Source organism: Gilliamella sp. B2785 (genome assembly GCF_026537005.1).
Lineage (GTDB): Bacteria > Pseudomonadota > Gammaproteobacteria > Enterobacterales > Orbaceae > Gilliamella > Gilliamella apicola_E.
Map to the genome: position 1 here is coordinate 108715 of NZ_JAFNNC010000007.1, position 22073 is coordinate 130787.

The following is a 22073-nucleotide window of genomic DNA, read 5'->3' on the forward strand; positions in this document are numbered from 1 at the left end:
TTTACGATTAAGATAGAACTCATCTAACTATGTTAGTCGAGGGTAAAGGATATGACCAACAATAGAACAAATCAGCCTTTGATCTTTTAGATAAAAAATATCATCGTTTTCTTCATCTTGTTCGCCGATAAAAAAGACCCAAGCTTTATCTTTCTTATTTTCTTTTTTAGCCTGCTTTGCCTCGTCTTGAGCGGCTTCGAGTTCATGCAATAACATTGTTTTTTTTGCTTGAGACCATGTAGACCAATCGACGTGAATTTTATAAGTACGTTCTGGTTTATTGTCAGTCCAAATTCCAGCAGTCAACGGTATAATCAATAACTCATCATCATGTATGATTTTATTCCATTGCAATGGAGAATAAAAAATTTTCTTTTCGTTATATTTTTTAATCGCATTATTTTCAATTTTTTTGAAAATTGTCATATAATTATAACCAGAAACTCCGGGAACATTTAAAGACATATTACGATCGTAAGGAAAGTTGACAAAAGCTCGACATATTGGACGAATAGTATTAGCTGCCCGTCTGGATTTTTTATTAAGAACATCATTTAGATCTTGGTTTTTACTATTTGCGTTAACTGATGAGGATGCCTTTTTGCTATTTGGATTGACTAAATCCCCCACATGCTCTCTTTCATCAATCAGAACCAATCCTGAAGGCGATAATCCAGGCGTGTTTTCTAATTTATCTTTGATACTCTGTTTTTTTCCTATCCCCTGATTAATAATTTTCTCTTCTGCGTCTGCATCACAATTTCCAACATGAGATTGATTTGGATATTTAGAGAAATTTGGACGCAATTTATTTTTTTCGCCCCATGAACGGGGAACCATATCAATACCGCAACCCCAACATTCATAACCTTTACGGTTAACAAAATCTAACTTGCATAAATCCTTAGCTTCAACAATTTGTCTTGTCAATTTATCACGAGCAGATTCCATATTATTTCCCTTTTCTATATTTAATAATCGTTGTATTGGATAAATTCTAGAAAAATTTATCGGAGCAACCGTTACTAATTCCGCATTATTTTTCATTTTGTGTAAATAAAGTATCGATTTATGATGACATCAAACTCATATAGGAAATACCTTTTACTAAACCTCCTCAAAGTAATCACTATCAATTTGCTTTACTTCATAAGTCTGCTTTGTTGAAACCCCAACATTGTGATCAATCATTAACTCTGCTAACTGACTACCATTAATTAAAATAATTTTTGACTCTAAATGTGTTACGTAATCAATTGCTTCATTGCTAAAATTGGAAGTTGTAATAAATACGCCTTTTCTAGCTTTTACACCCTGTAGGGCGCCAGCAAATTTTTGTATTTCAGGTCGGCCGACAGTACCTTCCCACTTTTTAGCCTGTAAATAAATCATGTCAAGTCCAAGCTTATCTTCTCGGATGATCCCATCAATGCCACCATCTTTTGCTATGCGAGTTGCCTCCCCTGCATCACGGCGAGAGCCACCATAACCTAAAGCAAGCATAACGTCCAAGACTAACCGTTCAAAAAATGCAGGTGAACACGTTTTAATTGAACTCAGTAGATCAGTGACAAGTGAGCCTCGAATTTCTTGATAGGATGAATCCATAAGTTCTGTCGGTGTGTTTTCTGATTCAACGTTAATTGGCTTTGTTTGCGTTGGAGTGGCAGACGATGATTGTTTAAATGATACAAATTCTGGTATGTGCATTAACTCTTCATTTGTTAATCGCGTAGGCTTGCTTTGTAAAAACTTTAATCCCAATTCACTTATTTGCCAAATACCTCGTTTAGCGTTATCAATTAATCCTGCTTTTTTCAGATAGGTTTTAGCCCAACCGATTCTATTTTCAATAATCGCTTGATTGCTATTAGGGAGTAATTGATTTGCTTCATCAGGTGTTAAGTTGAATAGCTGAATCAAATGATCATACGTTTTCCTTGTTGTATGCGCTTTTCCATCGGATAACCATTCTAAAAGTGGTAGCATAAGCGTTTGATAATCGGGAATAGCCATTTATTTCTCCTTAATATAATGGATTATATTTTTAAGCTTATCACAACCATTTATATTGGTCCCATTAAATTCAAGTTATTCACATCAATACAGAAAAAACTTCTATAATCTATTGTATAACGTTACAAAACGTTATGAGTTGAATCGAAAAAAACCAAATTTTGTTGTAATGGTTAGATTAAAACTTATTTAAAAAATTTAATTTGAAAAAATCCCTACAAACAACGTTATCTTAAAGATCATCTGTTCGTGAAAAAATAAATTGTTTCAAAAACTGTTCAATGCGAATATTGAGCTTAAATAATGATATTGTGATGCCGTCTTGTTTTTCAAAATAGGCTTTCGCCTTTGCTTTATCGACCGTTTCTTTTAAGGCATCGAATCGACCAAAATCATTGAGATTATTCACATTCACTCTATCGCTCATTAACGTTAAAAGTAGTCTTTTATCTAAACCAAGCGCATCAACCACCATATTCACTTGCGCATTTTCAGCGTTATCTTTGTAAATATTGATATAATCCCTAAAAGTGTGACCATCAATTAACCGCGCATCACCACGTTGTAAATCATGTAAAAAAAGTTTAGCGTACTTTTGCTCACTTTGAGAAAGTGAAGCAAATGACTTATGCAGCTCATTTAAGGTGTTTTCAATATTGATTGAATTTTGATTCAGCTCTTTCAAATATTTATCAAATCGACTATTCATATAGTTGGCATCGATTTTACCGGTATCGATTTCCGTTAAATAACCACTAACATCAAAAGGGACATCCCCCCCTCTCGCACCAATGCTTTCGCCTTTTGCAACCAACTCTCTGTAACGTAAAATGAGACTCAAGTAAGTTTGTTCGTCTATAGCTAATGTTACCTCATACGGTTTATCCTTTTCAGTAAAGGAGTAGATCGACTGTTTCCAATTAAATCCTTGTATTTTTGCTGCTTCTAAGTGTTGATTAAACGTATTAAATAGTTTTGCAAATTTAGCACAAGCATCAATATCTTCTGGCAGTTTTTCAAAATTATCAATACCTGCGTTAATAAACAGCTCACGCATATCTGCGACAAATTCATTCATAGCTTCAAGGTTGCTTGCCAACTTATCAACAAATAGACCAATCGGCTTATCACCAGAGTAGAGTTTTACCGCATCGTTGATGTGCCGCTCCATGGTGTGTGGGTAGCGGTAATAACGAATAATGCCATGAGGTTTATCAGGACCAAACAGGCGATTAGTACGTGAGAACGCTTGAATGATATGTTGATATTTAATCACCTTATCTAAATATAACGTATTGAGCCATTTAGAATCGAAACCGGTAAGCATCTGGTCTACTACAATCAATAAATCTAACTGTTTTGCAGGCTCAGTATGTATATGTTTGTATTGTTTTTTATGAGCAAGACGATCCGCTAAATCTTTTTTGAAAGCAGCATGGCGGGCAAAATCAAAATTCTGACTGTAACGTGCGTTATAATCGGCCATTATTTCTTCTAAACCATCACCTTTAAAGGTTGGGCCTCGATTTTCATCACCACTGTTATCAATATGTGGATCAAATAAGGCGGACACTTTCAGTTCCGGTTTGGCTGCTTTTAATCGTCGATAATAATCAATGGCTTCGGCGATACTGCTTGTAGCTAAAATAGCATGAAACTTATTGCCTTGACTGAGTATTTCCCATTTATCTAAGATATCACTGATAACCTTTTCTTGATGCGCATCGGATAAATATTGGCTTTTCGGTATATAGTCTTCAATGCCTTTGTGATATTTACCCATAGCATCTTTATAGCCAGCCATAGGCACATCATTCATAAAATAATTAAATTTTTCTTTCTTTACGGGATCGTTCATGGCCTCTATAATGGTGTTAGCTTTAGCTTGCTCAAGCGCTACCTTTTCCCTCAAATCAATATCTCTAAACGTAGAAACTTTATAGGGATCAAAACCCAGTACGTTGCCATCGCGTATACCATCGGCGATACTGTAACGATGTAGTTCGTTACCAAACACATCAGCGGTCGTATTGAGATTAATCTGATTTTCCTCATGAATCGGTGTGCCAGTAAAACCAAAAAAGAGTGCCTTAGGGAAAGTTCTTTTTATTCGCACCAACATGCCTTCTTTATCTTCATTACCGCCACTCATCGTTGATCGATGTGCCTCATCGATAATGAACACTAAGCGATTGGTACGAATTTTTTCAATATCGGCAGAGTTAGTAGCTGTCCCTTCATCGTTAACCGCTTCAAAAATATTACTCATTTTTTGAATAGAAGTAACAATTAAAGTATCGGCTGGATTACTACTTTTTAATTTGGTAATGAGCGTATGGGTATCTTCCGTAGCTTGAACGTCTTCACCATCATTGGCAAAATTGCGGTACTCTGCAAGGGATTGTGTACCGAGTTCAACACGATCCATTAAAAAAATTACTTTATCGGCATCTTTGGATTGAGCAATTAACTGCGCCGATTTAAAACTGGTCATGGTTTTACCTGAGCCAGTAGTATGCCATACATAACCACCGAGGCGATCTGAATTATTTGCAGTATTACTAAGTTGTTGCCAATTGGTTTTGGCAACTTTGTCCGATATTGCATTGGCAGCATAATACTGATAACTACGCATCACTTTAAGGATGCCATCAGTATCGTCAGCAACAGTGTAAAAGCCAATCAATTGGTGTGCCATAGGAATAGACAACAAGGTCGAAGCAATATCTTTCCAATGATTCATCGGCTCATTATTAAAATCAGCCCAGTGAAATTGATAATCAGGGTTAAAATTGCCCTCTATCCCCGGATTGGCAAAGTATTTCGTTTCCTCTGGTTCCATCGCCACAAATACTTGGATAAGCGAAAACAGCCCGCTAAATATTCCCTCTTTGCTGTACTTTTCAATTTGGTTAATAGCTTGGCTAACCGGAATACCACTGCGCTTTAGCTCTACATGAATCACCGGCATTCCATTAATGAGTAACATAACATCACCACGACGGTCATTACGCAAAGGGCTACCACGTTCAAATTTGGGTTGTTGCACAATTTGGTAACGGCTTTGACCGGCGGCAATTTCTTGGCGATCGTAAATTTTTAAGCTGACTTCTTTACCGAAATGCAAGGTATCTAATGGGTTATCTCGCTTGATGGCAATAGTTTTACCGTTAATTAAGCCATTTAGTTTGATCGGTGTTTTAAGCTCTTTGATTTGCTCAATGATTTGCTGCATTTCGGTATTGGTTAAGGGCACATCATTTAACCGATCCTGTTGGCGATTATTTTCAAACAAGATAGTTGCCCAGTTTTGCAACAATTGCGCCTCAGTTTTGTTTTTAAGTATTTCCGATTCCCACCCTTTTTGGGTAAGGACATCAATAAAGGCCTGCTCAAATTCGGCTTCAGTTCTAAAGGTTATCATTGTTTCTCCTTAAACAAACATTTTGCTCAAGCAGGCTTGCTTGATATTATTGAGTTTGGTGATTTGTTGTTGGTGTTGGTTGATCAAATTGTCGAGTTTTTGGAAATAATTGCTAATGGCGTTTTGTTCTGCAATCGAGTTAGGAATTGTTATTTTAATTGTGCTCATAACATTATTCATCAATTTAGGATTTCCAACATGTGAAACATGTCTCCAAGCTTCTTTGTTTAATATTTCTGCAATAGCTTTATTAGCATAACCTTTATTAGATAAAAGAACACCGTTTACATTCGTACTATAAAATTTACTATCTCTAAAATTAACTGTTCCTGCATTTGCTCCATCTGTTGTCCATGTAATTGCTGTTTCAAATAAATATTTATCATAGAATCCCATCAATCCATTGTTTTTTGTTTGTGATGAATATACGGGGTAGCACATAGAAGTAGTTGGAATCGGACTGGTTTTATTTGCCGACAACACATTTCCACGAGTGATAGTAAACAGTTCGTAAATAGCTTTTTCTTCCCATTGTCCACTAAAATCTTTAAAACGGATTTCTGGAATCGTTTTACCTTGCTTGGGGAACATTTTTTCCAGCATGGCTTTTTTAATATTGCAAAGCTTATCATGCTTTTTTTGGTGTTGGTTGATAAGGGTGTCGAGTTTTTGGAAGTAGTTGCTTATAGAGACTTGTTCTTCTTCGTTACATATATTTATTGGTGTTGCTTTAGCTTGTTCAATTGTGTAGTGCGCAATCGTTCCTGTATGAGAAATGCTTTTAATATGTTTTTTGAAACATTTGCTAAAGAAAAATGTATATAGAAAGTATCCATTGAAATTTTTATCGTTCTTTAGCCATAGTAGGTCTGCATCCTTGAAATATAAAGGATTATCGCTCCGAATTAGATAAGGGATACCAATTGAACCTCCACCAGTTATAAGTAGATCATTTTTTGTTACTCTGCCGATTTTTTCAGATAGCTGTTGATAAACCTCATAAGGTATATAGGCTTTACTATTATTCTGTCCCTTGTAAATAGATATAACATCGCTTGTTCTAAAAAATGGTACTCCTGCTTCAGTCCATTGTTTTTTATGAACTCTTGCAGCAGATCTAATATCTATTAATTCACCTAGCTTATTTTCAAACCACTCTTTATGAAACCCTTTAAACCGAATCTCTGGCACTTTTCTATCCGCACTCATCCTATTCACCTTTTAGTAATTTCGCGAGTTCATTAAGACCCTGCATATCAAACTCATTACCAGTGAGTTCACCTATCATCTGTGCCAACTCTTGCTCAGTGGTTTTAATTTCATTGGCTATTTGCGAATAGGTCACAGCATATTTATCGGCAAGCGCTTGTACTTGATTAGTGAGTTGGTTAATTACTACGTTTGGCATTGTGGCAAGTTCATTGCATAATGGGGTAATCCATTTAAGGCATAGTAGATTGTTCACCTGTTCATCAGTTAAACTTTCAATAGTCGTTTTGGTTTTTAGATGCAACTCAATAGCGGCGTCTTTAACCGTTTTCTTTAATGTTTTTTCTTCATCAATCAGCCGACTAGCTTGAATTATTTTGTGCTCATAACTTTCTTCAGCAAACTTGATTTTGCTCTCTTTTTGCTCTTTTAAGAAGTTTTTGGCTGCTTTACTAACTTCGGTGTTGGCAAAACCATCTTGGCTCTCTTTAATGGTATCTTGTTCTTTTTCTTCTTCGGTGAGCGATTCTAGAATCGCTTCCAGCAAACTCGCAATTTCAGCTAAGCGAGTTTCCTTTTCAGCTAATGCCTGTAAAGCATCATTCAAACAAGTCTTTTGTACTAAATCAAACGGTAAAATATGGCCTTTCCAACCGTCTTGTACGTCAGTGTCTTGACCGTTTTTTTTCTTGATCACCATATTGGGATCAACTTGTTTAGTGGCGGAAAACCCCTCTGTTTGCATCATTTCTAAATCAGCGCTGATGATTTGCCATTGATCACTTAAAAACTGATAAGCTTGATATTTGTCGATTAGATTATTTGACGCTAAACGGTTAAATAATTCAGCACTTAACGCCGATTCACACTGATTACGTTTAACACTCTGCCAATTTTCAATTAATTGCGTTTGTAAGTATGTATCAAAACCGTTAAAGGCTTGATTATAGGCGTCAATAAATGCCAACACTTGTGGATGCTGCACAATAGTGACATTGACGTCTTTTTTATCGATAGCTAGCTCACTATAAGCCGCTGATTTAGCAGCAAACAGTTTGTTACGCAGCGCTGGAAAAGTTTGCCAATAGTGCTGTAATTCAGCAATTTCGCTGTTAGGTATACCGCCCAGCATAGTGGCATGTAAATCCCAGTTTGGTGTCGCTTCTGAAGAGTCCACATAGCGAGGAATATTAAGGTTAAAGTCGTTAGCACGTATAGTATCCTTGCTAACAAGTTGTGAGAACTTATCGATACTTTCACGATTAATCACCGCATCTGTAATACGTTTGATATCACTAATTTGCAGTTTGTTATTTTTTCCTTCTTTAATAAAATGTTTCGAGGCATCAATTACCAATACGTCAGTATTTTGACGTTTTTGTTTAAGTACTAAAATTACCGTCGGAATACCGGTACCAAAAAAGATATTTGCCGGCAAACCGATGATCGTATCAATATGATTCTGTTCAATAAGTTGCTTACGAATCTCGCCCTCTTCACCCCCTCTAAATAAAACACCATGAGGAAGAACAATTGTCATAATGCCATCGGGTTTTAAATGGTATAGATCATGCAACAAAAACGCAAAATCGGCTTTGGTTTTGGGGGCGAGCCCAAAACGAGAATAACGAGGATCGCTCTCTTTAAAACTTGGATCCCAGCTTTGGGAGTAAGGTGGATTTGATACTACTGCATCAACATGCAAAGGGTCATATGAACCTTGTGGATCACTGTCGTCAACATAAGGCCAATCTTCTTCCAATGTGTCGGCATTACGGGTTTTAATGTTGCTGGCTTTAATACCCCGCATAATTAAGTTCATACGAGTAAGATTATAAGTGTTCGCTTTTAATTCTTGAGCATAATAGGTAATACTGTCTTTATTTTTGCCGTATTTCTGGAACGCCTCACCGATATTAATTAACAGAGAACCTGACCCCGATGTTGGGTCGTAAATTTTAATAGTATTTTTATGTTTTAATTCATGAGCGATGATGTTTGACATCAGTACTGAAACTTCATGCGGTGTATAAAATTCACCAGCTTTTTTACCCGCATTCGCCGCAAATTTTTCAATCAAATATTCGTAAATGTAACCCAATACATCGTATCCTTGATTAGCATTCATTGGAATACTTTTGATTAATTGAAGTAAATCACTGATAGCTTTGGTACGTTTACCTGCACTTTCACCGAGCTTACTTAAACCGGTTTCTAAAGTGGTAAAAATTCCCTCAAAGAGCTTTTTATAGGTTGGTGAAATTAAACGGCTAAATGCTGATAGTGCATCACGTACATTAGATTCATCGAATGGATATTTGGGATCTATCCAAGTGGAAAATAAATTATCATAGGCAATAAAGTAACCTAAGTTATCTTGCACGAACTTTACCGTGTCTGTATCTGTTTCAGTAAGCAATTTGATATCGTCTGGTGTCATGCCTTCTTTGGAAACAAATTGTACTAACTGATCACTTAAATATTTATAGAAAATAAAACCAAGAATGTAATCTTTATATTCATTCGCCTCAATTTTAGAACGCATCTGGTTGGCAGATTCCCAAATCTTAGCGGCCAATTGTTGTTTATTCATTTTTATCCTGTTTGGTGATGTTATCGAAATCAGATAAAATCTAACAATTATCCTTACAATATAAATTTTGATAATTTTTATCAAAATGAACTAATTTTTTAAATTGAATCGTTTAGGCGCCATAATGCCAATCCGCAATGTTTTAACTTGCTAGCTGAACTAGTCCATGCTTTTGACGAACAGCCTAATTGACTTATTTTGAGTATAATAATACAGGTGAATATCTCAAAAATCCATAAACGCCATTATTAACTTAAGTTATTCTATATGTTGCTATTATCGTTTTTTCTTTAAATTGCTGCTTAAGCTTTTTGAAACTGTTTATTTTATCTAAATTAATTGAACTAGTGGATTAATCTTATTTTAGTTTATTTTGAAAGTGAATTTCCTAGCATCATAAATATCATTGGTAATACAACGGAAATGCTTAAAAAAGGTGGAGAATATATTCATTTAGCGAGATTTCAGACACAAAAAAACCAGCTTTCGCTGGTGTTCCTTTTTCGTAATTGGTGCCCGGACGCGGAATCGAACCACGGACACGGGGATTTTCAATCCCCTGCTCTACCGACTGAGCTATCCGGGCAACAATGGAGGTGTATTAAACACGATTCGCGATTATCAGTCAATCCCTTTTGTAAGATATTTTGAAAAATATATGTCGTTTGGTTGAAATTTAACTAGTTATTACTATATTAGTAACTTATTATGACATAATATCACTCTATACTTAGAGGAATTTTATATGCGAGTCTTTGGATTTATTGTTTTTTTTATTTATGCTTATTTGGAACTCAGCTTCTTTATAAAAGTTGCTGATTCAATAGGTGTTTTTCTTGCTTTAATTGGCATTATTGCCACTTCGATTATTGGGTTTTCTTTAATTAAAAAGCAGGGTTTAAATAACCTAAGTATTATGCAACAAAAAATCGCTAATAATCAAAGTCCTAAAGATGAAATTATTAAGAGTGTGTCCTTACTCTTTGCGGGTTTTTTATTGCTAATTCCTGGTTTTTTAACCGATATGCTTGGCGGGATTTTGTTAATTCCACGCGTTCAAGATTATATTGTTCGCTTTATTGTTAAAAAATTTCCTTTCAAAGTTCGATCATTTTCTTCTAGCAACAATGCGCAACTTAATGATGTAATTGAGGGTGAATTTGAGCGTAAAGATGACTAATAATTAATCAATTAAAAAATTTTTTAATGTTATTCTCTTGAAGAATTTAAAACAACCCCCATTTAATGTTCACTATATTATATAGATCATAATTTTATGATTTATTGTTAATAATTATTTAATTTATATTAGTGCTAGGAGATAACTAATGAAAATTCGTCCATTGCATGATCGTGTGATCATTAAACGCAAAGAAGTAGAGTCAAAATCAGCTGGCGGTATTGTTTTAACAGGCTCAGCTGCGGGTAAATCAACACGTGGTGAAGTTTTAGCTGTTGGTAATGGTCGCATTTTAGAAAATGGTCAAGTTCAACCACTAGATGTAAAAGTTGGTGATATCGTTATTTTCAATGAAGGATATGGCGTTAAAACAGAAAAAATTGATAACGAAGAAGTGCTTATCTTATCTGAAAGCGATATTTTAGCCATTGTTCAAGCGTAATTGGCAAATAATTTAATTTATAGACAGAATTTAGGAGAAATACAAAATGGCAGCTAAAGATGTAAAATTTGGTAATGACGCTCGCGTTAAAATGCTTAAAGGCGTCAATGTATTAGCTGATGCAGTTAAAGTAACTTTAGGTCCAAAAGGACGTAACGTAGTATTAGATAAATCATTCGGTGCACCAACTATTACTAAAGATGGTGTGTCAGTTGCTCGTGAAATCGAATTAGAAGACAAATTCGAAAACATGGGTGCACAAATGGTTAAAGAAGTGGCTTCAAAAGCAAACGATGCCGCTGGTGACGGTACAACTACCGCAACTGTACTTGCTCAAGCTATTGTTAATGAAGGTTTAAAAGCGGTTGCTGCAGGCATGAATCCAATGGATTTAAAACGTGGTATCGATAAAGCAGTTGTTGCAGCAGTTGAAGAGCTTAAAAAATTATCTTCACCATGTGCTGATTCTAAAGCGATTGCTCAAGTAGGTACAATCTCTGCTAACTCAGATGAAACTGTTGGTACTTTAATTGCTCAAGCAATGGAAAAAGTGGGTAAAGAAGGTGTTATCACTGTTGAAGATGGTACTGGTTTACAAGACGAGCTTGATGTTGTTGAAGGTATGCAATTTGATCGTGGTTATTTATCACCATATTTCATCAATAAACCAGAAACAGCTACTGTTGAATTAGATAGCCCATATATTTTATTAGCGGATAAAAAAATCTCTAACATCCGTGAATTATTACCAGTATTAGAAGCAGTTGCTAAAGCAGGTAAATCACTATTAATCATTGCTGAAGATGTTGAAGGCGAAGCATTAGCAACTTTAGTTGTGAACACTATGCGGGGTATTGTTAAAGTTGCCGCAGTTAAAGCACCTGGCTTTGGTGACCGTCGTAAAGCAATGTTACAAGATATCGCTATTTTAACAGCCGGTACTGTAATTTCAGAAGAAATTGGTTTAGAGCTTGAAAAAGCAACTTTAGAAGATCTAGGTCAAGCTAAACGTGTTGTTATCAATAAAGACAATACCACTATCATTGATGGTGTTGGTGAAGAGTCTTTAATCAGTGCACGTGTTGAACAAATTCGTAAACAAATCGAAGAATCAACTTCTGATTACGATAAAGAAAAACTTCAAGAACGTGTAGCTAAATTAGCTGGTGGTGTTGCTGTGATTAAAGTTGGTGCAGCAACTGAAGTTGAAATGAAAGAGAAAAAAGCACGTGTTGAAGATGCATTACATGCAACTCGTGCAGCAGTTGAAGAAGGTGTGGTTGCCGGTGGTGGTGTTGCGTTAGTTCGTGCTGCATCTGCAATTTTAGACCTTAAAGGTGCAAACGAAGATCAAAACGTTGGTATTAAAGTTGCCCTTCGTGCAATGGAAGCGCCATTACGTCAAATCGTGACTAACTGTGGTGAAGAAGCATCTGTTGTTGTTAACGCAGTTAAAGGTGGTAAAGGTAACTATGGTTACAATGCTTCAACTGAAGAGTACGGCGATATGATCGCAATGGGTATCTTAGATCCAACTAAAGTAACTCGTAGCGCATTACAATATGCTGCATCTGTTGCTGGTCTTATGATCACAACTGAATGTATGGTTACTGATCTACCTAAAGATGATAAAGCTGATTTAGGTGCTGCTGCAGGTATGGGCGGCATGGGTGGAATGGGCGGAATGATGTAATTCTGCTGTTTCTCCTAATAAAAACCACTCCGTTATGTGAGTGGTTTTTTTATACCTAGCGGTTGATTATATAAAATATTCAAAATTAACTTGTTAAGTGCTGGTAAAGTGTTATTGAACCAATGATGATAAGAACTATACCGCCAATAAATGATGCTTTTTTCCCAATTAAACAACCAATTTTTTTACCTAGCAATAACCCAAGGGTAACCATAATACAAGTCGCTAACCCGATCATTGTTGATGCGAAGTAGATATTGACACTAGCGAGGGCTAATCCAACACCAATTGCAAAAGCATCAATACTAGTTGAAATAGCCGTAAGGACTAATATTAGAAATGATTTTGAGGAGAGGGGTTTTTGGTCGTCATTTTCATCGTTTTCTTCTTTAAAACTATGATAAATCATATTAAGACCTAACAAAAGCATGACGGCAAAAATGATCCAATGATCCCAGTTTTCAATATATTGAAGTGCAATATAGCCAATAAACCAGCCTAGTATAGGGGTAATAGCTTCGATAAAGCCAAATAAAACGCCTACTTTTAATGCACCGAAAAAGGGTGTTGATTTAAGCGAAACGCCACGACAAACCGCTACCGCAAATGCATCAGTCGACATGGCTAATGCTAATAATAAAATAGCCCAAAAACTCATGATATTTACTCTTGCTTCTAATGATTTTAATTTTTATAATTTATTTTTTTGATATTAAAAATAGATAGTTAGCTATCTTTTTATCGCCTTTGTTTTTATAAAATTCTGCTGTTTTTATTACATTATTTCGGCGGTTTGAATCATATTCAAAAAGTTGTTTGAACATAAGATCTGCCGTTTTTGTATCTCCATTTTGAATCGCACAATAACCATATTGCTCATAGGTATCGGCTTTCCAGCGGTGTCGATCAAATTCTAGGCTTTTGCTAAATTGTTCTTTGGCTTCTTGATAACGATTCCTGCCACATAAAAAGGATCCATAATGGACATGAAATAAGCCATTACCAGGTTGCATTAATGTAATACGTTTGTAGATCATTTCTGCTTCATTATATTCACCAACATGCTGATCAAACATTGCCATTGCCAGCATCACTTGTGGATTATTGGGTGAATACTGAGCGGCTAATTTTAGATTATAATGTGCAGCTTTAACATTATCCTCGGATTCATTGGCTTTAGCTAAGTAGCCTAACCCCAATCGCATTCTAGCGAGTGCCGCTGCTTCAGGATCAAATTCTTCACGAGCATTTGTTTGACAGCCAGCTAGTATTAACATACTAATTAATGCAATTAATACGCCTTTCATCCACAACTCCTTTTTATTGTTGAATAAGGTTTTGTTTCTTATATAGTGTGCGTTTAGTACGATCAACCACTTCTCCAGCAAGTTGCCCGCAAGCCGCATCAATATCATCACCGCGTGTTTTACGAACAATAACCGTAAATCCATAACCCATTAATGTTTTCATAAAGCGATCAATTCGGGTATTTGAACAACGAGAATAAGGTGCTCCAGGGAATGGATTCCATGGAATTAAATTGATCTTACTAGGCACATTTTTTAAGAATTTTGCCAGTTCATGCGCATGTTCAACACTATCATTGATTTGATTGAGTAAAACATATTCAATTGTCACCTTACCGTGATTAGCATTTGATGTTGATAGATAACGTAAAATTGAATCACGTAGCATTGCCATATTATATTTTTGGTTGATTGGCATTATTTCACTTCGGATTTCATCATTTGGTGCATGAAGTGAAATAGCTAAAGCAACATCAATCATTCCTGCCAATTTATCTAATGCCGGTACTACGCCAGAGGTTGAAAGTGTGACACGTCTTTTTGATAAACCATAACCAAAATCATCTAACATGATTTCCATTGCTGGTGCAACGTTAGATAAATTAAGTAAAGGTTCACCCATACCCATCATAACAACATTCGTGATAGGCCGATCGGCTAATTTACCTGTGACACCAATCGCATTTGATGCTTGCCAAACCTGGCCAATAATTTCAGAAACGGTTAAATTGCGATTAAAACCTTGCTGGGCAGTTGAACAGAATTTACATTCAAGCGCACAACCCACTTGTGATGATACGCACAAAGTTGCTCGATCACGTTCAGGGATATAAACCGATTCAATCATCTGATTATTACCCACATCTAACGCCCATTTAATGGTACCATCCGATGCTCGCTGTTCAAGAGCAATTTTAGGTGCTTTAATTTCAGCTAATTTTTTTAGTTGCTCACGGAGCTTTTTGTTGATGTCGGTCATCAGATCAAAATCATCTATCCCAAAATGATAGATCCATTTCATCACTTGATCAGCTCTAAATGGTTTTTCCCCTAAGGAAATAAAAAACTCTCTTAACTGTTGTCTAGTGAAGTTAAGCAAGTTAATTTTTTCATTGGTTGGGTTTGTGGTGTTTTGATTGGTTGTCACATCTGAACAATCGCCAGACGATTTTTGTGTAGCTGGTGTTAACATATTGCCTCGTTTTTACACATTATGGCTATTTCAATTTTTAGGGAAAGGATTATACTGTTTTTCACCTTATCTGGCTAATATAATATTAATTACAATTTGAATGATGAAAAAAATAATAAAAACAATTGCCAATTTTACTCAAACTTTAACTCTACTTTTATGTTCAACATTTGCTATGGCACAATCAATTCCATTAAATAAACTTACAGGCCAATTTGATGAGAAAAAAGACAGCGATTTTATTGCTCTGGATTCAACAATATTACCAGTAAATAAAAAAGGCATGTATCTTCAAAAAGAGCCCACTCAGCAGCTAATTAAAGCTTATAACGATTTTAAAAAATCTTATCCAGATATTCCGTTTATAGTTGTGAGTGCAACACGTAATTACACGTATCAAAATGGCATTTGGCAACGTAAATGGGACGCCTTATTACCTAAGTTAAAAGTGCCACAAAAAATTGCCGAAGAAATTTTAAAATTATCTTCAATGCCTGGCACATCAAGACATCATTGGGGAACAGATATTGATATTACCAGCGTGTCATCTGAATATTTTAAAAATGATAAAAAGGGTATTATTTTGTATCAATGGCTTCGTGAAAACTTACCAAAATATGGTTTTTGCCAGCCATTTAATGAAGGAAGAAAGGGTGGATATTTACCAGAAGAGTGGCACTGGTCTTATAAACCAATTGCAAAGCAATATATAGCTGAATATAAGGCGATACTTGAAACTAATCCACAAACAATTATGAAAAATTTGAATTTTACTGGTTATGATAAAATTACACTTGAAAGCCTTGTGAAAGAGTATGTTTTAACTGTTAATTCAGAATGTTATTAGTGCTTTCGCCAATAAGGTAGTTTTATTGTTACCACTAAACCACCGCCATCTCGATTATTAGCTTGAATAGTACCGTTATGCATAATAACGGTCTTTCTTGCAATCGCCAAGCCTAGTCCATAGCCTTTACCTAATTGTGCTGATTGAATACGGACAAAAGGTTCAAAAATGCTTGATAATTTACTTGAATCTACACCAGGACCGCGATCTTTAACCTCTATTTGTAAATATTTTCCAGCTTCTTTTAACGATACTTCAACAGTCTGACCGGCTTTAGAGAAGCGGATAGCATTACGAATAATATTTTCAATCGCTCGTCGTATTTGTTCTGAATTACCTTTAACAATAGAATGTGAAATCGATGATATGCTAAATACTACTTCAATAGATTGATGATTTGCTTCATAGTTAGCATCATTAACAACAACACCAATTAACTCTTTTAAGTCAAAATATTCATCGGTTCGATTATTCATTTCTGCGCGTGAATAATTCAAAATTTCACCTATTAATTGATCTAGGCGTTCTGACTCTAACTCAATCCTAGCTAATGAAGTATCTATGTTTTGTTTATTTTGCTGTGCAAGGCCGATGGCAAGCTGCAAACGGGCCAGTGGTGTTCTAAGTTCGTGTGAAACATCATGAAGTAGTGCTTGGCGATCAGAAATTAAGATATTGAGCTGTTCAACCATCATGTCAAAATCTTTACCTAATTCGCTAAGCTCATCACGACGAGGTTTTAATTTTTTGAATAGGCGGACAGAAAGATCGCCTTGAGAAACTCTAAAAAACCCTTGCCTTAATAACTTCATTGGTCTGGTTAAGTTCCATGCTAAAAAAAGGCTGAATACTAACCCAACACATATCCCCATTAATACAATGGGAGTTGGCATATTGAATAAAGTTTTCCTATTATTGCTATGATCTGTTTTATCGTCTTTAAATGATACCGAGTAAAGTGTTCCGTCTGGTGCAACCGCCATCCTTTGATATAAATAACTGGTTGATTCTAATTCATCTGTGATGATATTGACTTGATCATTTTGAGGAGAGACCAATTTTATCGACAATAAAACTCGCTCACGTTCGGGGAGATGTGCGATAAAATTGAGAGTCTCATCTTCACCAGCAACATGTAGTAATTGTGCAATCATATCCACTTTAGTTGGCATATGATTTAAGAATCGTTGATTTTTATTCTCTATATAATAAGAGAAAGCAATCCAAGTTAATTGGAAAGTAAGATAAAAGATTATCCAAAAGATAATCAGAATTTTCCAAAATAATCGACGATTCATGTTAAACCTACATTAACGAATACGGTAACCAACGGCTCTTATCGTTTCAATGGTTACATCATTTTGTGCGACTTGATGTAATTTTTGGCGAATATTACTGATATGGACATCTACACTACGGTCATAAAGCTCTCGTGCACGACCAAGCCCAATTTCAGATAATTCTTCTTTAGTTACCACTCGCTCACTATGTTTCACAAGTAAAACTAATAAGTTAAATTCGGTAGACGTTAAATCAATAGGTTGACCATTCCAAGTGCATAATCGCTGAGGAATATCTAAGGTTAAACCATTAAAGTGATATTTTTTATCATCGACTAATTCAACCGAACGTTCATCAAAACGACGTAAAACCGCTCGTAATCTAGCTAATAATTCACGTGGATAACATGGTTTTGGAATGTAATCATCTGCACCTAATTCTAACCCTAACACGCGATCAATATTATCACCTTTAGCGGTTAGCATAATTACTGGCATATTACATTGTTGACGAATGCTTTTAAGGACATCAATTCCATTAATATCAGGTAACATTACATCTAAAATTGCTACACGGTATTTACCTGAAAGCGCTTCATCAATACCATCTTTACCCAAATAAACACTTTTAATATTAAAACCTTCATTGGTTAAATATTCGCTAAGCATTTGTGATAATTCTACATCATCATCAATTAATAAAATATTTATCATACGTCGCCATTATTATTTAATTTTAGATAGTTACATTATTGCAATAATAAAAAAAAAGTCAGGTGGATTTACTAAAATATTACATATTTTGAACTATTCCTGATTAATTTATTTACTATGCAACTAAGTATAGAAATTTAGATTTACTCTATTTTCATAGTATATATTTCAATCAAAAAACGATTGAATAAGGAACTGTTAGTAGTGATGTAATTTATTAATAAAAGCTATGTTTCATTAATATTTTTTAACTAACTTGTTATGTAATATGTGAGCAGTACATTCAGTTTTCAAGTTAAATAGAATAAAATAGTCGCATTATTTATAAATTGAACGTTTCACTATTTATTGTTAGCTATATGGAGATAATAAATGAAACTAACTTGGCAACAATTAATTAAATTGGTGAAACACGAAGTTTTACCTGCTCTTGGTTGTACAGAGCCTATCTCGCTTGCTTTGGCTGCTGCAGTTGCAGCTAAATATATTGATAAAAATAATATTAATCGTATTGAGGCTTTTGTTTCGCCAAATTTAATGAAAAACGGCATGGGTGTTACTGTTCCAGGTACCGGTATGGTTGGATTACCTATTGCCGCAGCAATTGGGGCAATAGGTGGCGATGCTCAAGCTGGCCTTGAAGTATTAAAAAATATTAAACCAAAACAAATTAATCAGGCTAAAGCGTTAATTAGTGAACATAAAGTTAATGTACAAATTGCTGATAATAATACTGCTATTTATTCTGAAGCCAATATTTATACGAACACCGATCATGTTAGGGTATGCATCGAAAACTCACATACTAACGTAATTTTGATCGAAAAAAATGGTGAAACTATTTTCAAAGCAGATAAAAGAGCACAAGGTGAATCTAAACAAGAGTCGATCATAAACCATATGTCAGTCAAACAGATATATGAGTTTGCAATGCAAGCTAATTTTGATGATATCGAATTTATTTTACATTCGGCAGAATTAAACAATGCTTTATCACAAGAAGGATTAAGACGAGAATATGGTTTAAGTATTGCTGCAACATTGTATGAACAAACAAAAACAGGATTGTTAGCAGATGACTTGCTGTCCAAAGTGATGATTCGCACCGCAGCAGCATCTGATGCACGAATGGGTGGTGCGACTTTACCTGCAATGAGTAACTCCGGATCGGGTAATCAGGGGATAACAGCAACTATGCCGGTAGTTGTTGTCGCCGATTATTTAAATGCGACGCCAGAGCAATTAGCTAGAGCATTAATTTTATCTCATACTATTGCGATCTATATACATAGCAAATTCCCACCTTTATCAGCACTTTGTGCAGCATCAACGGCTGCAATGGGCGCTGCTGCTGGTATGGCATGGTTGCTTGGAAAAGAGCAATATGAGCCAGTAGATATGGCAATATGCAATATGGTTGGTGATTTGTCAGGAATAATATGTGATGGTGCATCAAATAGTTGTGCAATGAAAGTGTCAACATCGGTTTCATCTGGATTTAAAGCTGTATTGATGGCTTTAAATCGGATTCGAGTAACCGGTAATGAAGGCATTGTTTGTGATAGTGTTGAAACGACCATTAATAATCTAGGGGCGATTGCAAGTAATAGTATGAAAGCATTGGATACTCAGATCATTGATATTATGTCGCATAAAGTCTAATGTTATCCCTGATGGTAAAAGAATAGACTTTAAGCGCTTTTAATATAACCAATTAGCATTATTTTTAAAAAATATACTGGACAATATTATTTTTTATGCGTAATATTTCGTCCTACTTCATATGGTGGCTATAGCTCAGTTGGTAGAGCCCTGGATTGTGATTCCAGTTGTCGTGGGTTCGAATCCCATTAGCCACCCCATTTATGCAAAGTATGAAACATCTAACGGCGAGTAGCGCAGCTTGGTAGCGCAACTGGTTTGGGACCAGTGGGTCGGAGGTTCGAATCCTCTCTCGCCGACCAATTTATATAAAAAAGCCTGCTCAATGAGTAGGCTTTTTTATTATCCGCTTTATCGCTTGTATTCTCAGCAATAGCATATAAACAGTTGCTTTATAGTGTTTATTTAACGCATTATCTGCTGCTATTTTACCCCACTGCCAACCCTAATTAATATTCATTTAATTGATTTTATTAACTTTCTCATAAAATTTGTGATCTCCCTTACACTTTTGGTACTTAAAATTGACAACATGTATTTTTTTATCTATTTTTTGAACTATATTATGTGATTTAAGATATATCTGTGAATTAAAAAAGCCCAGTAATTGGAGTGTGATCTTTGGAATATCGTGATATTGCGTCTAAAACCGATGTAGAAGAACAAATAAGAGCAAATCCTAAAATTATTACGGAAAAATCGACTGAGCGAGGACTTGCCGAATTTTTTAAGGTAAGCCGAACAACCGTCAGGAAAGCATTGCATGATTTAGCTATGGAAAGTTATATGTTTCAAGCAGATAACTATAGCCCGGAACACAATGTTTTTGAAATCAATATGCTAAAAATGTCATCGTTTAGTGAAGAGATCCAAAAAGAAGAAAATGTTCAAATTGAAATAAAAGTATTGTCCAATCAAATTATAAAGATGCCTGCACAATTGCGTACCTTTTTCGGATCTAACCAGCAACTAATTAGAATTATCAGACAACGTCTATTGGGGAAAATACCGCTTTCTTATGAAATCAATTATCTCCCTTCAGAAAAATTTACCGATTTAGAAAAACAGGACTTAAATAACATTTCGCTCTATGAATACCTTAAAGAGCATTATCATTTTACACCAAGCCATGGACGGGAAGAGATCACCTACGAAGCGGCGACCGAAGATAAAGCAGAGTATTTAGCTATTGCCGAAGGAACACCTATCTATAAAGTATCAAGTTATAGTTACGATAATAATTTTCAACCATTTGAATATACTGAACAATATTTGATTGGTAACCGATTTCGGTATCACTTATCGGCCAAAAATATCTTCAATTATGAGGAAAAACATGAATGAAGCTATTTGAAAAAATTGCCGCTCAATTACTCGAGCAGATAAATACCGGACGATATGGCGTTGGTGCTGAGTTACCACCCGAAGGGCAATTGCAAAAAGATTATAATGTAAGTCGAACAACTGTTCGTAAAGCAATAGATCGATTAGTTGATCAAAATATGGTGGTTAGGAAAAAAGGAGTTGGTCTGTTTGTTGCGCCAACGCTCTCGACCCAAAATATTTTAGAGATGACAGGTATCATAAAACCATACATCTACCCCAATCACAAAAAAGTAATCAAAGAAGCTTACTTAAGACAAGCAGGTGCATATTACAGTCAATTACTAAAAATAAAACCGGCTGAACTGATCTATTACATTAGCTTCCTTGAAGTGGCAAAAAACAGTATTACGAAAGAGATTTTTGTCCTGCCATTAAATAACTTTCCCGATTTTCAAATTTCAATTATCAAAGTGTTATCTGCGCTCGAAATCATCAATTCAGGCAAGAAAAAAGTCGATAAATTAGAACAAGATTTGCAACTGATTGTGGCCAACTCCGAGCTCGCTAAACAACTTCGAATCCAGATTAACGACCCATTATTTAAAATTTCTAATCACTATTTTGATACTAATAGCGAACCGATTGCTCTCGAGTATAAGTTTGCTAGTAATACCAAATATGTGGTCGATTTCACTTAGGAGGTACACCAATGATTAAATTGTTACGCGTTGATCATCGCTTATTGCATGGTCAAGTTGTTGTTTCATGGTTCGAAAGTATGGATGCAAACACGATTTTAGTTGCTAATGATGTTGTAGCCAACGACGAACTACGTAAATCTGCGATTCGTTTGGCTAAGCCAGAGCATGCAAAATTAGTGATGAAATCAATTGATGACAGTATTGAGGCGATAAACTCAGGCGCAACTGATAAATATCAAATGCTGATAGTCGTTGAATCAGTAGCAGATGCTGAAAAATTAATCCGTGGCACGCAAGGCAAAATAACCAGCCTTAATTTAGGTGGTACTAAACCACGTGAAGGCACAAAAAACTACTCTAAAACCATCAATTTAACCGATCTTGAAGCAGATTTACTGACCAAATTGCAACAAGACGGTATTGATATCTACATTCAGCAAATTCCAAGTGAATCAAAGCAGAAATTTGAGAAATAGTTGAGAGGTAC

General features: G+C 35.4%; 18 protein-coding genes and 3 tRNA genes. 10 read left to right on the forward strand and 11 right to left on the reverse strand.

The window, feature by feature from the left end; genetic code table 11:
- Nucleotides 1–27: 27 nt before the first annotated feature.
- From J3U24_RS09185 to J3U24_RS09210, 6 genes are all read right to left on the reverse strand, one after another.
- Nucleotides 28–951, reverse strand: coding sequence for a hypothetical protein (locus J3U24_RS09185; RefSeq protein WP_267337210.1), 924 nt, complete (start codon nt 949–951; stop codon nt 28–30).
- A gap of 156 nt (nt 952–1107) precedes the next feature.
- Nucleotides 1108–2016 (reverse strand): restriction endonuclease, encoded by a 909-nt coding sequence (locus tag J3U24_RS09190; RefSeq protein WP_187756183.1) that lies wholly within the window; start codon nt 2014–2016, stop codon nt 1108–1110.
- Nucleotides 2017–2248: 232 nt separating this feature from the next.
- A complete protein-coding gene (locus J3U24_RS09195) occupies nt 2249–5440 on the reverse strand; it encodes a type I restriction endonuclease subunit R (RefSeq protein ID WP_267337211.1) in 3192 nt (1063 codons plus the stop codon).
- Nucleotides 5441–5449: 9 nt separating this feature from the next.
- The gene (locus J3U24_RS09200; protein WP_267337212.1) at nt 5450–6649 is read right to left on the reverse strand and encodes a restriction endonuclease subunit S; all 1200 of its coding nucleotides are present in this window, start codon (nt 6647–6649) and stop codon (nt 5450–5452) included.
- A gap of 1 nt (nt 6650) precedes the next feature.
- Entirely contained in the window at nt 6651–9242 is a 2592-nt protein-coding gene (locus tag J3U24_RS09205) for a type I restriction-modification system subunit M (RefSeq protein ID WP_267337213.1), read from the reverse strand.
- 510 nt (nt 9243–9752) lie between these two features.
- Nucleotides 9753–9828 (reverse strand) — tRNA-Phe (locus J3U24_RS09210).
- Nucleotides 9829–9987: 159 nt separating this feature from the next.
- On the opposite strand from J3U24_RS09210, the gene J3U24_RS09215 reads away from it, so the two are divergent.
- The 3 genes from J3U24_RS09215 to groL all read left to right on the forward strand — a co-directional run bounded on the left by J3U24_RS09215 (nt 9988) and on the right by groL (nt 12557).
- Complete coding sequence (locus J3U24_RS09215) at nt 9988–10422, forward strand: FxsA family protein (RefSeq protein WP_065562752.1); 435 nt, start codon at nt 9988–9990, stop codon at nt 10420–10422.
- Nucleotides 10423–10570: 148 nt separating this feature from the next.
- Complete coding sequence (locus J3U24_RS09220) at nt 10571–10864, forward strand: co-chaperone GroES (RefSeq protein WP_034915350.1); 294 nt, start codon at nt 10571–10573, stop codon at nt 10862–10864.
- 46 nt (nt 10865–10910) lie between these two features.
- On the forward strand, nt 10911–12557 hold the full coding sequence (gene groL, locus J3U24_RS09225) for a chaperonin GroEL (protein WP_065562751.1): 1647 nt from the start codon (nt 10911–10913) through the stop codon (nt 12555–12557).
- Nucleotides 12558–12642: 85 nt separating this feature from the next.
- Here the strand turns inward: groL and J3U24_RS09230 are convergent, their stop codons facing one another.
- The 3 genes from J3U24_RS09230 to J3U24_RS09240 are packed head-to-tail and all read right to left on the reverse strand — an operon-like array spanning nt 12643 to nt 15056.
- Entirely contained in the window at nt 12643–13215 is a 573-nt protein-coding gene (locus tag J3U24_RS09230) for a manganese efflux pump MntP family protein (protein WP_065562750.1), read from the reverse strand.
- A gap of 40 nt (nt 13216–13255) precedes the next feature.
- Complete coding sequence (locus J3U24_RS09235) at nt 13256–13864, reverse strand: hypothetical protein (RefSeq protein ID WP_220225435.1); 609 nt, start codon at nt 13862–13864, stop codon at nt 13256–13258.
- A 13-nt stretch (nt 13865–13877) separates the two neighbouring features.
- Nucleotides 13878–15056, reverse strand: a complete 1179-nt coding sequence (locus J3U24_RS09240; RefSeq protein ID WP_267337215.1) for a bifunctional tRNA (adenosine(37)-C2)-methyltransferase TrmG/ribosomal RNA large subunit methyltransferase RlmN — start codon at nt 15054–15056, stop codon at nt 13878–13880.
- A 100-nt stretch (nt 15057–15156) separates the two neighbouring features.
- On the opposite strand from J3U24_RS09240, the gene J3U24_RS09245 reads away from it, so the two are divergent.
- Entirely contained in the window at nt 15157–15903 is a 747-nt protein-coding gene (locus J3U24_RS09245; RefSeq protein WP_081299501.1) for a M15 family metallopeptidase, read from the forward strand.
- Here J3U24_RS09245 and J3U24_RS09250 read toward each other — a convergent pair.
- Entirely contained in the window at nt 15900–17201 is a 1302-nt protein-coding gene (locus J3U24_RS09250) for an ATP-binding protein (protein WP_065562747.1), read from the reverse strand. The two genes, J3U24_RS09245 and J3U24_RS09250, sit on opposite strands and share 4 nt — an antisense overlap.
- Nucleotides 17202–17213: 12 nt before the next feature.
- A complete protein-coding gene (locus J3U24_RS09255) occupies nt 17214–17894 on the reverse strand; it encodes a response regulator transcription factor (RefSeq protein ID WP_065562775.1) in 681 nt (226 codons plus the stop codon).
- 375 nt (nt 17895–18269) lie between these two features.
- On the opposite strand from J3U24_RS09255, the gene J3U24_RS09260 reads away from it, so the two are divergent.
- From J3U24_RS09260 to J3U24_RS09285, 6 genes are all read left to right on the forward strand, one after another.
- Entirely contained in the window at nt 18270–19559 is a 1290-nt protein-coding gene (locus J3U24_RS09260) for a serine dehydratase subunit alpha family protein (RefSeq protein ID WP_267337217.1), read from the forward strand.
- Nucleotides 19560–19683: 124 nt separating this feature from the next.
- Nucleotides 19684–19759 (forward strand) — tRNA-His (locus J3U24_RS09265).
- Nucleotides 19760–19784: 25 nt separating this feature from the next.
- A tRNA-Pro gene (locus J3U24_RS09270) sits at nt 19785–19861 on the forward strand.
- Nucleotides 19862–20180: 319 nt separating this feature from the next.
- Nucleotides 20181–20903: a GntR family transcriptional regulator gene (locus J3U24_RS09275; RefSeq protein ID WP_267337219.1), complete on the forward strand. Its 723-nt coding sequence runs from the start codon at nt 20181–20183 to the stop codon at nt 20901–20903.
- Nucleotides 20900–21583, forward strand: a complete 684-nt coding sequence (locus J3U24_RS09280) for a GntR family transcriptional regulator (protein ID WP_065562745.1) — start codon at nt 20900–20902, stop codon at nt 21581–21583. The genes J3U24_RS09275 and J3U24_RS09280 overlap by 4 nt, the downstream gene beginning before the upstream one ends.
- A gap of 11 nt (nt 21584–21594) precedes the next feature.
- Entirely contained in the window at nt 21595–22062 is a 468-nt protein-coding gene (locus J3U24_RS09285) for a PTS sugar transporter subunit IIB (RefSeq protein ID WP_065562744.1), read from the forward strand.
- The last annotated feature ends 11 nt before the right edge of the window (nt 22063–22073 follow it).

Excerpts from the sequence above, each read along its gene's own strand:
- J3U24_RS09185 (WP_267337210.1), bottom strand. The coding sequence starts at position 951 with ATGGAATCTGCTCGTGATAAATTGACAAGACAAATTGTTGAAGCTAAG.
- J3U24_RS09190 (WP_187756183.1), bottom strand. The coding sequence starts at position 2,016 with ATGGCTATTCCCGATTATCAAACGCTTATGCTACCACTTTTAGAATGG.
- J3U24_RS09195 (WP_267337211.1), bottom strand. The coding sequence starts at position 5,440 with ATGATAACCTTTAGAACTGAAGCCGAATTTGAGCAGGCCTTTATTGAT.
- J3U24_RS09200 (WP_267337212.1), bottom strand. The coding sequence starts at position 6,649 with ATGAGTGCGGATAGAAAAGTGCCAGAGATTCGGTTTAAAGGGTTTCAT.
- J3U24_RS09205 (WP_267337213.1), bottom strand. The coding sequence starts at position 9,242 with ATGAATAAACAACAATTGGCCGCTAAGATTTGGGAATCTGCCAACCAG.
- J3U24_RS09215 (WP_065562752.1), top strand. The coding sequence starts at position 9,988 with ATGCGAGTCTTTGGATTTATTGTTTTTTTTATTTATGCTTATTTGGAA.
- J3U24_RS09220 (WP_034915350.1), top strand. The coding sequence starts at position 10,571 with ATGAAAATTCGTCCATTGCATGATCGTGTGATCATTAAACGCAAAGAA.
- groL (WP_065562751.1), top strand. The coding sequence starts at position 10,911 with ATGGCAGCTAAAGATGTAAAATTTGGTAATGACGCTCGCGTTAAAATG.
- J3U24_RS09230 (WP_065562750.1), bottom strand. The coding sequence starts at position 13,215 with ATGAGTTTTTGGGCTATTTTATTATTAGCATTAGCCATGTCGACTGAT.
- J3U24_RS09235 (WP_220225435.1), bottom strand. The coding sequence starts at position 13,864 with ATGAAAGGCGTATTAATTGCATTAATTAGTATGTTAATACTAGCTGGC.
- J3U24_RS09240 (WP_267337215.1), bottom strand. The coding sequence starts at position 15,056 with ATGTTAACACCAGCTACACAAAAATCGTCTGGCGATTGTTCAGATGTG.
- J3U24_RS09245 (WP_081299501.1), top strand. The coding sequence starts at position 15,157 with ATGATGAAAAAAATAATAAAAACAATTGCCAATTTTACTCAAACTTTA.
- J3U24_RS09250 (WP_065562747.1), bottom strand. The coding sequence starts at position 17,201 with ATGAATCGTCGATTATTTTGGAAAATTCTGATTATCTTTTGGATAATC.
- J3U24_RS09260 (WP_267337217.1), top strand. The coding sequence starts at position 18,270 with ATGAAACTAACTTGGCAACAATTAATTAAATTGGTGAAACACGAAGTT.
- J3U24_RS09280 (WP_065562745.1), top strand. The coding sequence starts at position 20,900 with ATGAAGCTATTTGAAAAAATTGCCGCTCAATTACTCGAGCAGATAAAT.
- J3U24_RS09285 (WP_065562744.1), top strand. The coding sequence starts at position 21,595 with ATGATTAAATTGTTACGCGTTGATCATCGCTTATTGCATGGTCAAGTT.